This window comes from Bacteroidia bacterium (assembly GCA_027493955.1).
Taxonomy (GTDB): domain Bacteria; phylum Bacteroidota; class Ignavibacteria; order SZUA-365; family SZUA-365; genus JAOSJT01.
This window is the reverse complement of the sequence record JAOSJT010000001.1, coordinates 2,637,687-2,651,340: the sequence shown is the minus strand read 5'-3', so window position 1 is coordinate 2,651,340 and position 13,654 is coordinate 2,637,687. Positions and strand designations below refer to the sequence as shown.

11 protein-coding genes are annotated in these 13,654 nt (G+C 56.4%); 5 read left to right on the top strand and 6 right to left on the bottom strand.

Annotation, left to right across the window (positions count from 1 at the left end; translation table 11 throughout):
* Positions 1 to 93: 93 nt before the first annotated feature.
* The 5 genes from M5R41_10020 to M5R41_10000 form a co-directional block, all read right to left on the bottom strand.
* Positions 94 to 1,335, bottom strand: coding sequence for a hypothetical protein (locus M5R41_10020; protein ID MCZ7556723.1), 1,242 nt, complete (start codon positions 1,333 to 1,335; stop codon positions 94 to 96).
* Positions 1,336 to 1,440: 105 nt separating this feature from the next.
* Complete coding sequence (locus M5R41_10015) at positions 1,441 to 1,977, bottom strand: hypothetical protein (protein ID MCZ7556722.1); 537 nt, start codon at positions 1,975 to 1,977, stop codon at positions 1,441 to 1,443.
* Between the two features lie 2 nt (positions 1,978 to 1,979).
* Entirely contained in the window at positions 1,980 to 2,468 is a 489-nt protein-coding gene (locus M5R41_10010; GenBank protein ID MCZ7556721.1) for a DUF2085 domain-containing protein, read from the bottom strand.
* A gap of 4 nt (positions 2,469 to 2,472) precedes the next feature.
* Positions 2,473 to 2,973 (bottom strand): thioredoxin fold domain-containing protein, encoded by a 501-nt coding sequence (locus tag M5R41_10005; GenBank protein ID MCZ7556720.1) that lies wholly within the window; start codon positions 2,971 to 2,973, stop codon positions 2,473 to 2,475.
* A complete protein-coding gene (locus M5R41_10000) occupies positions 2,970 to 4,406 on the bottom strand; it encodes a tetratricopeptide repeat protein (GenBank protein MCZ7556719.1) in 1,437 nt (478 codons plus the stop codon). Before M5R41_10000 ends, M5R41_10005 begins: the two co-directional genes overlap by 4 nt.
* 589 nt (positions 4,407 to 4,995) lie before the next feature.
* Here M5R41_10000 and M5R41_09995 point away from each other — a divergent pair.
* The 4 genes from M5R41_09995 (at position 4,996) to M5R41_09980 (ending at position 7,813) form a co-directional block, all read left to right on the top strand.
* Complete coding sequence (locus M5R41_09995; protein MCZ7556718.1) at positions 4,996 to 5,340, top strand: divalent-cation tolerance protein CutA; 345 nt, start codon at positions 4,996 to 4,998, stop codon at positions 5,338 to 5,340.
* A 36-nt stretch (positions 5,341 to 5,376) separates the two neighbouring features.
* Positions 5,377 to 6,216 carry an AAA family ATPase gene (locus tag M5R41_09990; protein MCZ7556717.1) on the top strand — a complete coding sequence of 280 codons (840 nt, stop codon included), beginning with the start codon at positions 5,377 to 5,379 and terminating at the stop codon, positions 6,214 to 6,216.
* Between the two features lie 13 nt (positions 6,217 to 6,229).
* Positions 6,230 to 7,168: a ParB/RepB/Spo0J family partition protein gene (locus M5R41_09985; protein MCZ7556716.1), complete on the top strand. Its 939-nt coding sequence runs from the start codon at positions 6,230 to 6,232 to the stop codon at positions 7,166 to 7,168.
* 180 nt (positions 7,169 to 7,348) lie between these two features.
* Positions 7,349 to 7,813, top strand: a complete 465-nt coding sequence (locus M5R41_09980; protein MCZ7556715.1) for an SRPBCC family protein — start codon at positions 7,349 to 7,351, stop codon at positions 7,811 to 7,813.
* A 415-nt stretch (positions 7,814 to 8,228) separates the two neighbouring features.
* On the opposite strand, the gene M5R41_09975 is transcribed toward M5R41_09980, so the two are convergent.
* Positions 8,229 to 10,208 carry a T9SS type A sorting domain-containing protein gene (locus M5R41_09975; GenBank protein MCZ7556714.1) on the bottom strand — a complete coding sequence of 660 codons (1,980 nt, stop codon included), beginning with the start codon at positions 10,206 to 10,208 and terminating at the stop codon, positions 8,229 to 8,231.
* Between the two features lie 755 nt (positions 10,209 to 10,963).
* On the opposite strand from M5R41_09975, the gene aceE reads away from it, so the two are divergent.
* Positions 10,964 to 13,642, top strand: coding sequence for a pyruvate dehydrogenase (acetyl-transferring), homodimeric type (gene aceE, locus M5R41_09970; GenBank protein MCZ7556713.1), 2,679 nt, complete (start codon positions 10,964 to 10,966; stop codon positions 13,640 to 13,642).
* The last annotated feature ends 12 nt before the right edge of the window (positions 13,643 to 13,654 follow it).

The following is a 13,654-nucleotide window of genomic DNA, read 5'->3' as shown; positions in this document are numbered from 1 at the left end:
GCACCCGTCTTCAATGACTTTGCGTATCCATACATTCTCCGCCATGGTCGGCATCACCCGGGAGCGAACAGGCGACGGGTGCGGCTTCCGTCTCTACTGTCGCAGACCGGGCAGGATGGTCGAGAGTTCTTCGACCTGCTGCGCAGAAAATCCGATCTGTATGTCGCGAATAATATCCCGGCTGTCCACGGCAAAGAGCATAGGCAGACTGTCCACGCCAAGTATCGCGAGTGTGGCACCCTGATTGAGTAACACTTGGTCCACGATACCCTTTGCCCGGGCAACATCCAGGGCTTTGCTTTCATCCACATCGACGTTGACATAGTACACATCAATATCGGTGGCATTCATCCGGATAATTTCCTTCAGGGCGTCAATCTTTTGCAAAGACCGCTCCGATGTGCTGGCCCAGAACAGCAGCAGCGTGGGCCGTCCGCTGCCGCGCGGGAAGGAGGTCCGTCCGCCTCCGGGATTGTTCAGATTGAATGCCGGTAACTCGGTGTTCAGCAGTTGGGAGCGTTTTGTCTGGGCCTGCATCTGGCGTTCGAGCACCTCCGCTTGTTTGGCGTCTCTGTCGAACATGCGCAGCACCTGCGGCCACTGCCGTGAGGGCGCGATGCGTTCGCGAAAATCCAAACCGCGCTTCTGATCCTGAAGCAGGTAGTACCAGGTCTGGGCAGCGAGGTTCAGGAATTCGTCGTCATCGCCGAACTGCTTTTCCATTTCGCCCAGCCTGTTCGCTATGCGCTCCTGAATTTTCGTGTTGCCTTTGCTTTGCTCCATCAACAGGGAAAAGTACTGATGGTAGGCGGGGAAATTGGTGGGATAGTCCGCCAACTCGCGTTCCATTTCCCGGATGAGAATTCCTATCTCACTCCCGGCAAGGCGTAAAAACTGGATGTTGAAGTAGCGGGCGTTACGTACCGGTTTGCCGTCACCGCCGAGTACGTATTCCACATAGGTTCGCTCAAGATTCCCGTCCATGTACACGCCATCGCTCACTATCCACGAGAGCAGAGCGGCATCCTCCGGAATCTCTATCGTCGCCGTCCATCCCTCGGCGACGCGTTGCATTTCCGCGGACCGGAGCCGGTTCGTGTCCGGACGCAGCACGTTCTGCCACAGCGCCATACGTGTGCCGTAGCGGACGTTCCAGTAGTCGAATACATAGAACATCGTCACGGCCTTGCTCTGGCTCAATGGACTGGCCGACGGCGGATTGTAGACGACGGTGTACGACGAACCCGCTCTGGGACCTGTCTGCGCGGACAGGTCGCCAGACCGCAGAAAAAACAATGTCAGGAGTAGGAGGACGAATAAAAAACGGAGATTCATGCAAACGACGTGTTATGGTGAATGGGATTGCGCTCAGCCGGTGTCCGGTTGCGCCGGGACAAATCATAGTATACGCTTCGGGCCACGGGAAGGTTCTCGCGAACGCTATTGCGGCTGCACTGGTGCTTTCGTTTTGAAAATATTTCCACCGATTACGCCTCCGAGCGCTCCGAAACCGGTAAACACGAACAGCGAAGCCAGCAGCACAACGACAAACAGCATGATGGGGTTGGTCATCAAGCTGGTGATGAATTGCTGTACGGCTTCGATGGCTGCCGGATCGCTGCCTTGTTGTGCTGCCTGATCGAAGGCCTGCTCGAGTTGCGTTTCCAACTGCGCGGTCATCATTTCGTCCGAAAAACCCATGGTCAGTGTTTCGATGATGGATGTGAGTACCGCCGCGATCATGCCGGAAAAGGTACCGACAATCGCGCCGTCACCGACGCGAAAGGTCATCTCTTCCGGAAAACTTTTCTTGTAAAACCACACACCCAGCACGGCGCCACCCATGATTCCCGCGCAGCAGAGGCAGTTGATGGCATTCACCAGAGGAATGACCGCTGTTGCTGTCATAGCGCCCGCACCGATGAGTACCGGAACGAGTTTTGATGGTTTTTGATCGATGAAGTATTCTTGTGTCATCACTACTCCGGTTGATGGTTTGTTATCCGGCCGAAAATCTGGCACCACGCCTCTGTCCAGGCCGGGACCACGAACAGCGCCAGCCCGCTTCCCCCGATGAAGCCCGTCACGGTTCTCGTCAACGCATCATTCGTCCATACGCCGGCAACGTCCAGCATGTAGTCGAGGAACATGGGCACTATAAATATAGCTCCGCGCACGGGAGAGAACGAAGCGGCACGGAACCGTCCGCGAAAAAACGGGAACAGAGCGACGGTGAGGGTAAAGGCGAGATAGATGCCGCCGCAACGGTGGCACACGCTGATCGGATACCCGAAAAGGTGCTGACTGCGCGGCGCGTCCTGATGGCATACGGGCGCATAGAACAGACGCGCCGCCAGTGCGGAGGTATCAGCATGATGATGATGAAGGATCGGGGCGGCCACAGTGCCCACTGTCCAGAGCAGGGATGCGACGAGCAGCACGCCATACCCGTTGCGCGGCGGCGTCATCGGATCAACCGGAGCGGGAACTGAGAAAATCTTCCCAGGAGACGGATTTGTAGCTCTCCGTGTGGATGTATTCGAGGACCTTGAGAAACGTCTCTTTCGGTATATATCCGGGGACGACGGTGATTGGCTCGCCCTTGGCCGTCAGAAACACCGTGGCGGGGTAGCCGGTCACGCCCCAGGCTTTGGCGATTTCCCGCTCGGTAGCGTTGGTACCGTTGAAGGTGTGACTCGTTGACGATTCCGCATTCAATTTTGCAATGACGAAGTTCTCTTGCAGGTAGGCACCCACGCTTGCGTCCGCGTACACATCTCTGTCCATACGCTTGCACCAGCCGCACCAATCCGTGTAGACGTCCACCAGAATGACCTTCCCGTTCGATGCGCCGGCGTCAACCGCCTGCGTAAGCGTATTCCAGGGTGGTGATCCTTCCTTTCCGCCGCTGCTGCAGGATGTCACGGGTATGCAGAGCAGAATGCAGAGTGCGAGGGACGTGAGGAGGTTCATCGTTCGGCGTCTCCATTGTCGAGCATGCGTTGAAGCAGGGCAAACACCGGTGGATCCGGGAGGGGATTGCCTTCGGAATCCCTGCCGTCCGTGCAGATGTTCCGAAATGTTCGGAAAGCTCCGAGCGCTTCCTGATACCGTTCAATACGTGTGTACGCCTGAACGAGAAAGTAGTAGGCTTCGGGCAGCCTGTCGCCGAGTCCGATGGCTGTCTTGCATGCCACGACGGCTTTATGCGGATTGTCGGATGTGAGGCAAAGCTCGGCGTAATCCACCCAAATTGCCGCATCGGTGGATTCCAGACCGAGAATCACTCCAAAACTATGGAGGGCATCGTCAAAGTTGCCGCATTCGTATTCGATGTCGGCCTTCGCATACCAGGCATCCAGATTGTCGGGCGTCAGCTTTGTGGCCCTGGTAAAATCGTTGAGGGCGGCCTGAAGGTCACCGGTGGCTTCATGGACGCTGCCCCGGCCGAAGAAGGAATCGGCGTTGTCGGGAGCCAGAGCGATGGCGCGGGAATAGGCCTGAATCGCATCGAGATTGCGTCCTGCTTCCTCGCAGGCATTTCCCAGATTGTGCCAGGCATGCGGGTCGGTAGGTTCGAGTTCGACTGTTTTACGAAAACAGGTGATCGCTTCGTCAAAGCTGCCGAGATTTGCGCAGCTGTTGCCCTTGTTGTACCACGCGGAGCCGAAGTCATCCTGAATGGCGATGGCGAAGTCATAACTCTCGATCGCTTTGCGGAATGCCCCCATGCGATTGAGAACGATTCCGCGGTTGTACCAGGCATTCTGATTGTAGGGATGCAAATCCAGTGCCCTGTCATAACAATACAGAGCCTCCGTGAGATGATCCTCGAAATCGTGGCAAAAGCCGAGTTCATACCATGCGTCTTTGCTCTCGGGATCACGGGCGGTCAATTCGGTAAAAAGCTCAATTGCGGCCGTATAGTCTCCGCTGTGCTCCAGTGTCAGCCCTTTACTGAACAAGGCGTCGTCGTGCTGCGGTTCGAGAGAGAGAACGTAATTGAAGCAGTCCAACGCTCCGGCGGTATCACCGAGGTTGTCCAACGTGATGCCTTTGTTCATCATCAACTCGATGTCGCCCGGATTGAGCGTTTCGGCTTTATCGAACGCTGCAAGGGCCTTGCCGTAATGGCCGAGATTGTTCAAAGCCATACCCATGCGCTCCCACGCTTCCGCGCTGTACGGTACCAGTTCGGTCAGGAGCTCGTAGAGCTTGAGGGCTTCGGCAAAATTGCTTCGTTCAAGATGCCAGGCGGCGATTTCGTCGATGTTTTCCGTGCTGATGTTTCCCTCTCGGGCTTCATGCGTCAGTTCGCTGATATCTCTGTCGGCGAACTCGGGCACCCCGCCTCCGCCGGATTCCAGCCATTCATCTTCATGGTCATCAAAGTCAAGGTAGCTCATGTATACGCTTCGTGGTCTTTCTTCATATTGACGCTAGGAAAAACATACCTTTCCGCATCCCAAAATGCAAGTGGATGATTTTTGCCTTGCACAAAACCGCGATATCGATGCCGAGAGGAGCATTTCCGTTCGTACAATCGCGCGTTGAATCCCTTCACTCCTCACCTTTTACCTCTCCTGGTGTCGTCATCTTCAGTGTGAGCTTTCGCTCCTGCCCCTTTACTCTTAGCTCTTCACCCTTTACCATTCCAGTGTCGCCCTTCGGGCTTGAGATCGGGGTGCTGGCCGCGCGAGGCCCCCATGCTCACGTATGGAGTTTGAGGAAGTGTCGCCCTTCGGGCTCGGGACTCGCAGCTCTTTGCTCTCCACTCTTGTCCCTTCACCCGGTACCCTTTACCCTCTTTTCCCTTTACCCTCTTTTCCCTTTACCCTTTACCCTTTACCCTTCACCCTTCACCCTTTTCAATTCGTTTAACCTTTAACTTTTAACGTTTAACTTTACCGTTTATCGTACCTCGTAAATCGTTCCGCCTGAGTCGGATCAATCGTACATTGTTTCTCTCCTTCGCGAACCGTAGCTTTGTATGTTATGGCCGACGCGACAGGGACATATTCGATTGTCTTTATCACCGCGTCTTCGTCCGATGAAGCGCATCTGCTTGCCGCCGCACTCGTCGAAGAGCGGCTCGCCGCCTGCGTGAGCATCATCGAGAACGTCCGCTCCACCTATACCTGGCAGGGGCGGCTCGAGGAAGCGGACGAGTATCTGTTGATGTGCAAGACACAGAGCGGACTGTTCGACAGTCTCGAAGCCCGTGTGCGCAGTCTGCATTCCTATCAGGTGCCCGAAATCATTCAGGTGCCTGTGACCGGCGGTTCGGCGGCGTATCTCCAATGGATGGAGGAAACGCTGCGGCCCGATACGGGCAAGTGAACAGCGTTCGCCTCATTCACGTATTTACCGGAACCCATGTCCAGAATCATCGCAGTAGCAAATCAAAAAGGCGGCGTCGGCAAGACCACGACCTCGGTCAATCTCGCCGCCAGCCTCGCCGTCGCCGAGTACAAAACCCTTCTCGTCGACATAGATCCCCAGGCCAATGCCTCCAGTGGTGTCGGTATCGACGTCAATACCGTGCCCGCCACAATTTATGAACTGCTGATAGACGGAATTTCCGTGCGGGAGGGAATACAACCTTCGCTTCTGCCCGCGTTGAACGTTGTCCCTTCACACATCAACCTCGTTGGTGCCGAGATAGAGCTCATCGAACGCCCGGGAAGAGAGCATGTTCTGAAAACCGCGCTGGGACCCGTCCGGAACGAGTATGACTACATTGTCATTGACTGTCCTCCGTCTCTGGGACTGCTCACGCTCAACTCCCTCACTGCGGCCGACTCGGTGTTGATCCCGGTGCAATGCGAGTACTATGCACTCGAGGGACTCGGCAAGCTGCTGAACACGATCAACATCGTCCGCCAGCATCTCAATCCGACGCTCGATATCGAAGGAGTGCTGCTCACGATGTACGACACCCGACTTCGTTTGTCCAAGCAGGTGGCGGAGGAAGTGAAAAACCACTTTGGCGAGAAGGTGTTCGAGACCATCGTGAGCAGAAATGTACGTCTGAGCGAAGCTCCCAGCTTCGGCAAACCCGTCATTCTCTATGACGCCCTGTCTGTCGGCACGCAAAATTATATCGATCTCGCGCAGGAGATTGCGCTCGGCAAGGAAGAATTTCGTCGGCAGAAGGCGAATCATCGTCCCCCGCCCCTGAACGACGAGCAGCAGCATCACGATACGGATCAATAAAGGACGAGAACGTGTGAGCAAGCAAGGAAAAATGGTACTGGGCAAGGGCCTCGGCGCGCTGATTCCCTCGGGAGTGCAGCCTGCGGAACCCGTGAGTGTGGTCCCCACGCCCGAAACGCTCGATGATGGCGCGTCCTACGATATTCTCGCGCATGTCGAGGTAGCACAAATCGATCCCAATCCCTACCAGCCACGGGTGGATTTCGACTCGGAATCGCTCAGAGAGCTGGCGCAGTCCATTCGCGAAAACGGTCTTGTGCAGCCGATCACCGTTCGCCGCTGGGAAGGCCGCTTTCAGTTGATTTCCGGCGAGCGCCGTGTCCGCGCCTGTCAGCAGGCGGGTATCGCGCACATCCCCGCCTATATCCGCAAGGTGGAAAGCGCCGAGGAGATGCTGGAACTCGCGCTGATCGAAAACATTCAGCGCGCGACGCTCAATCCTGTGGAAATTGCTCAATCCTACCGGCAACTCGTAGAGGACTATGGGCATTCTCCCGAGCAGGTCGCACAGAAAGTGGGCAAGGATCGCAGTACCGTCGTCAACTTCATCCGCCTTCTCAAATTACCAAAACGTATTCTCGAGAGTCTGCAGAAAAGCGAAATCACCATGGGGCACGCGCGCGCCCTCATCACCCTGCCCGACGAAACCGCGCAGCTTCGCACCTGGCAGCGCGTCATTCGGGACGGACTCTCCGTGCGCAAAGTGGAAGAGCTGGTGAAGAGTATATACAACCCGCAGCGGCCGGTCATACCTCCGAAGAAAACGGCAAGCCCCTCCTCCGCATCGGGTGCCTTCGACGATATCACCCGAAAACTCCGTCCCATGTACGGCACCAAGGTGCACATCACCGCCTCGAAGGATGGCAAGGGCAACATCTCTTTCGAATTCTATTCCGACGACGACCTTGAACGATTGATCGAGCTCTTTCTGAGCGCGGAGAGGAAAGCGTAGAGCTCTACTGCACGATCACTGCAAGTACGACAATAATGAGGGTAGAGTCTCAAAACTCTACCCTCTTGTCGTTTGGACCGCTACCTTGGAGATGATCGCACTACGCTATGCTCCAGAATCTCTACTTCTGGCCCCCATGCAGCAGGGAATTCCACGCGAGTGCTGTATGTTCTATCTCACATGCACACCTACACGACATCCATTCGCATTCATGCATCGGTGGAAAGCGTATTCGCGTTTCATACAGATCCCGCCAACCTGCTGCGCATAACTCCGCGAACTATCCGCGTGGATATTCTCCGCTTCGATGCCGCCGGCGAGGGTGCGATGGTGGAACTGCGCATCCGTCCGCTGCCTCTTATCTTCACTCGCTGGCTGATGCGCTTTGATGTGTTCGAGCCGCCATACAGGCTCTCCGATGTGCAGGTACGCGGGCCTTTCCGGCATTGGCGGCAATTACGCGAGTTTATACCCGACGGCGACGAATACTGTCTGTTGCGTGACACCGTCGAATATGCGCTTCCCTTCGGAATCTTTGGCCGGATTCTCAATCGCGCTCTCGTCGCTCGCCAGATCCGTGGTATGTTCGCCTACAGGCAGGAAAAGACCAGAGAGACGGTTGAGAGCGCGGAGCGGAGAGCATAGAGAGCGGAGCAAAGGAGCGCAGGGAGCAGAGAGCACGTCATTGCGTTCCGGCTGTATGCAAAGAAAACGATATCCGCTTCCTGGTTCTGCAATAAAACAGCACTTCCCATTCACAGAGTGAGGCGTTTGCACGATTAGGGCTTTCCCGCACGAGCGTGCTTTCTGCTCTCCGTTCTCCTTCTGATGTGAAGTTCTTCAACGATTCGAGTGATCCCGCACGAGCGTGCTCTCTGCTCTCCGCTCTCCTCCCGAAGTGAGGCGCTTGTACAATTCGAGCCAACCTGCACGGCCATACTCTCAGCTCTTCGCTCTCCGCTCTCCGCTCTTTCCTCTCCCCCACTCCCCGGGTGTGCTACGCGCAAAAAGAGACGGGAGGCCTTGCGGCCTCCCGTGTCAGTTTCGACTGAAGTGATGCTTATTTGACGAGCATCATCTTCTTGGTGGCGGTGTAGTTGCCGGCCACGATGCGGTAGAAGTACACACCGCTCTGGACGGAAATGCCTTCGCCCCGGTGCCCGTTCCACTGCACGCTGTAGGTGCCGGCCTGATACTGGCCGTTGACGAGCGTGTAAATCAGCTTGCCGGAAGCGTCGTAAATCGTGACGTTCACGTTCTGCGCAGTCGGGATGCTGAAACGGATGGCTGTGGTGGGATTGAAGGGGTTCGGGTAGTTCTGCTCGAGAGCGAAGTCCTTCGGACCATCAATGCGCTCAACGCCAAGGGTCTTGGCGACGGCGATCGAGGCTGTAAGCAGATCCTTGGCATACAGGAAGTTGTGTACACCGAAGCTCAGATCGTTGTTGACGAAATACCAGTTGTAGTGGATGTCGCGCTCTGTGCTTGTGAGCGTGGTATCCATCTGGTACAGCGGGTTGCCGTCGGAGCGCAGTCTGAGATAGGACTTGAGTTCATTCAGCAACAGCTTGATCTCCGCCTGAGTGTCCTGCATGGTCTGCAGTTCGACACCGCTGCTGTGGCAATCGATACAGCCCGACTGGTTGATCACATCGTCCGAGTGGTCATCCGGGGTATCGTTGTCGAACATGACCTTGAAGGTATGTCCGCCGAGCTTGTTCTTGTAGGCTTCGTCCGGTGTGGCCATGTGACACTGCACGCAGCGGGTGTCGATGGCGCTGTGGGCGGATTTGCGATAGGTGTAGCCGGGCAGTTCCATGCCGCCCTCGCCCTTGATCATCGGACCCTGATGCGAGGTGTGCAGACCACTATGGCTGCTGGGACGGATGCTGTGGCAATCGGTGCAGGATTCGTCAATACTCTTGCGAAGCTGTGCCGGATTGGTGTTCGCATGCGGGTCATGGCAGGCGATGCAGGTCACGGGCGAGGGATTCGCGTATGGCGCGCTGGTGCTCGGGGCGCCGTTAATGTGTACCTCAACATGGCCGTTCGCTGTGTGGCAGCGGGCGCAGTCGCTGTAGGTATTGGTCTTGCTGCCGCGATTGGTGTACTCGGTATTCAGACCGTTGACCATGGAGTTGCCATGGCCGGCATTGTCGTATTCCTGGAATTCGGGATGGTGCTCCGGTGCGTCGTGGCACTGGCGGCACTGGAAGGCCGTGTAGCTGACGACGGTTTTGCTGTCGGTCTTGACCGCGTTATGCGCACTACCGGGACCATGACAACTTTCGCACTGCACATGTGCCATCTTGGCGAGCTCGGGGAAGTTCGTCTTGATTTCGTCCCAGTTACCGACCTGGATGACGGCGGGGAACTGCCAGCCGAGAACACGTGCGCGATGCGCCCAACCGTCGCCTTCTGCGTCGGTATTGGGTGAGCCGGTGGTATGGCAGGGGAGGCAATAGGAAGCGAAGTGACTGTTGGTTTCGATGACCATGAGCGCCTGGGAGTGTCCGGTGCCTTCCCATGTGGTTGCGATACCGGCATGGCACACGCGGCACTCCGGCGGGGTGGCGCCTGAACCCACGATACCGCCGATACCGACGTATTTCGCGACGTTCACTACCACGGTGGCGGTGTCGAGCACATTGGCATCGTCCTGGCTTATCATCTCGATGCGATAGGTGCCTTCCGCATCGGTGACGAAGAAGTAGGTGATGTCGTCAATTTTTTCGAACATCGCGTTGGAAGCGGCGGGTTTCTCCGTGAACGTAAAGTTCGCGGTGGCCCATTTGGTTGCGCCGGAATTGAGGGATATGACTCCGCCGGCTTTCAGATACACTTTATCGCCCTTGGCGACGTTGGGGAGACCGTTGGACGGCTTGTCCATCCCGGGGATGTTCTGCTTCAGCATTTCCGCTGAAACTCCCATCACCGTGATGCGCGCCTTCGGCGGGGTTACGGTCTGTGCTTGGGCCACGTTGGCGACCATCAGGACCGCACAGAGTGCTACGCACAGGGTAGCGGTAACATTACGCATGGAACCTCCAAAAGAGATTGGGTTGAGGTGCAATTTATTGTTGAAAACCTGGTGCCGTTGTTGGCACGTTGATGAAACTGCGAGAAACGTCTATGTTCGCAGAACCAACGGTATTGGAGGGGGTAGGATAGGTTCACACGGTGTTTCTATGGTCGACGGTGTGTGAAAGGAGACACTTCCGAAAACGACGGTCTGTTCGTCGACGCTATAGGTGTCAGGGGGAGCCGATTGCGGTGGTTGATGCATGCAGGCACAATGAGAGCATCCCGAGGCAGCTTGGGCACTGTTTGTGTCACAGCCTTCATTCGATCGCCCCGCTTCCGCGTCGGCGTGGCCATCGCAACAGCAGGGAGATTCCGCTGGCTGCACTTCCTCGCAGCATGCGCATGCGCAACGAGCCTGCCTGCAGGAAAGCGGTGCGGCACGGAGACAGCATACGAGAAGCAGCAGCGTCATTCCGATGCTCACACTCCTGCGCACTATGTCTTGTGCATACATCATCAATTATAACATAGTATTTGATGATCGCTTTGTCAAGTATTTTATTTGATATTTAACATGTTGAAAATAAACGAGTTACGGCGCACAAAGAACAGGAGCATCATGACCGATATACAGATTAACGGATTTACGCTCTCCGGATTCGTCTTTTCAGGCATTTCCTATGAACTATCGCTCCGTATTCCGTGTTGTGTTATGTTGATTTTGTCTTGACAAAGACGCGTATCCATCTCATATCATCGGATGTTTTTACCATGACCGAACACGAACAGAGAGAGCTCGAGGCGATAGAAACCTCAGAATGGCTCGCATCGCTCGATTACGTCCTCCAAAACGGCGGTTCCGAACGTGCCCAACGTCTGCTCAAGGAATTGCAGCAGTACGCGTTCAGCAAGGGCGTCCGCATGCCGTTTTCCGCAAATACACCGTACATCAACTCCATACCGGCCGACCAGCAACCGGGATTTCCGGGAAGCCGCACGCTGGAACGGCGCATTAAGAGCCTCATCCGCTGGAACGCCATGGCCATGGTGGTCCGCGCGAACCGGAAGGAGACAGGCATCGGCGGGCACATTTCCACCTATGCCTCCGCGGCAACGATATACGAAATCGCCTTCAATCACTTCTTCCGTGGTCGCGGGGAAGACGGTTTCAGCGGCGACCAGATTTTCTTCCAGGGTCATGCGGCTCCGGGCATTTACGCCCGCGCGTTTCTCGAAGGGCGTCTGAGTGAATCCGATTTGCAGAATTTCCGACGAGAACTCGCCCCGGGCGGCGGACTTTCGTCCTATCCCCATCCATGGCTCATGCCGGATTTCTGGGAATTTCCGACAGTTTCCATGGGACTTGGTCCCATCATGGCCATTTACCAGGCCCGCTTCAATCGCTATCTCGAGGACCGTGGCCTGAAATCCGATCACGGAAACAAGGTCTGGGCCTTCCTCGGCGACGGAGAGACCGATGAACCCGAAGCTCTGGGTGCCATCTCCCTTGCGGCGCGTGCGAAGCTGAACAACCTCATTTTCGTCATCAACTGCAACCTGCAGCGCCTCGATGGTCCGGTGCGCGGGAACGGGAACATTATCCAGGAACTCGAACGCAATTTCCGTGGAGCGGGCTGGAATGTGATCAAAGTGATCTGGGGATCGGACTGGGATCCGCTGCTGGAGAAAGACAGCGATGGCGTCCTGGTGCGCCGTATGGGCGAGGTTACCGACGGCGACCGGCAGAAATACGCCGTCGAATCCGGTGACTATATTCGCCGCGAGTTTTTCGGTGTCGATGAACGACTGCTCAAGCTCGTCGAGCAGTACAGCGACGACCGCCTGCGCCGCCTCCGCCTCGGCGGACATGATCCCGAGAAGGTCTATGCGGCATTCAAAATGGCTGTGGAAAGCACGGACGCGCCCACCGTTATTCTCGCGCGCACCATCAAGGGTTATGGGCTCGGCGAAGCCGGTGAAGGGAAGAATATCACGCATCAGCAGAAAAAGCTGAACGAAGACGAACTGAAAGAATTCCGCACGCGCTTCAATATCCCGATCTCCGACGAGGACGTGGCCGAGGCGCCGTTCTACAAGCCCGACCCGAACAGTCCCGAAATGCAATACCTGCGCGAGCGCCGTCAGGCACTCGGCGGTCCGGTGCCGTCACGCAGAACGGACGTGCCGAAGCTGAAAGTCCCCGATGCCGAACTGTTCGAGGAATTCCGCGTCGGTACCGACGGGCGTGATGTCTCGACCACCATGGCCTTCGTCCGCATGCTCACCAAGCTGCTCAAGGACCCGGATATCGGCAAATACATCGTGCCCATCGTGCCGGATGAGGCGCGGACCTTCGGTATGGAGTCGCTCTTCCGCCAGGTGGGCATCTATTCGCATGTGGGGCAACTCTACGATCCTGTGGATTCCGCCAGTCTCCTCTATTACAAGGAAGCGAAGAACGGACAGATCCTCGAAGAGGGCATTACCGAGGCGGGCTCCATGGCCTCCTTCATCGCGGCGGGCACCTCCTACGCAACCCATGGCGTCAGCATGATTCCGTTTTTCATTTACTACTCGATGTTTGGCTTCCAGCGCATCGGCGACCTCATCTGGGCCGCTGCGGATATGCAGGCGCAGGGCTTTCTCATCGGTGGCACGGCGGGACGCACCACACTTGCGGGCGAGGGATTGCAGCATCAGGACGGTAACAGCCACCTGCTCGCGCTGCCTGTCCCGAATCTCGTGACCTATGATCCGGCCTTCGCTTATGAAATCGCCGTTATCCTGCGCGATGGCATTCGTCGGATGTATCACGAGCAGGAAAAAGTGTTCTATTACATCACCGTCGAAAACGAAAACTATCCTCAGCCCGCGATGCCGGAAGGCGACGACATCGAGGAAGGCATTTTACGTGGATTGTACCGTTACAGCGCGTCAACGCTCCAAAAGCCGAATGCGTACGCGGACATCCTCGCCAATGGCGCCATCATGAACGAGGCCATCAAGGCAGCCGCGCTGCTGGAGAGCAGCTACGGCGTGGCCGTCAATGTCTGGAGCGCGACCAGCTTCAAGGAATTGCACCGCGACGGACTGGAAGTGGAACGCTGGAATCGCATGCACCCGGGTGAAGAGCAGCGTGTTCCATACGTGACGCAGCAGCTCGCCGATGCGAAGGGTGTGGTAGTAGCCGCGTCGGACTATGTCAAGGCCCTCGCCGACACGATTTGCCGTTGGACACCCGGAGGTTTGATCTCGCTGGGTACCGACGGATTTGGCCGCAGTGAAGGCCGCGCCGCGTTGCGCGATTTCTTCGAAGTGGATCACCGTTTCATCACACTTGCGGTACTTTCGGCTCTGTCGAAAAAGGCAATGATAGATGTGAAGGTCGTGAAAAAAGCGATGAAGGACCTGGACATCGACTCGGAAAAAATGAATCCCATGATCTCGTAATAAAGGAAGCAC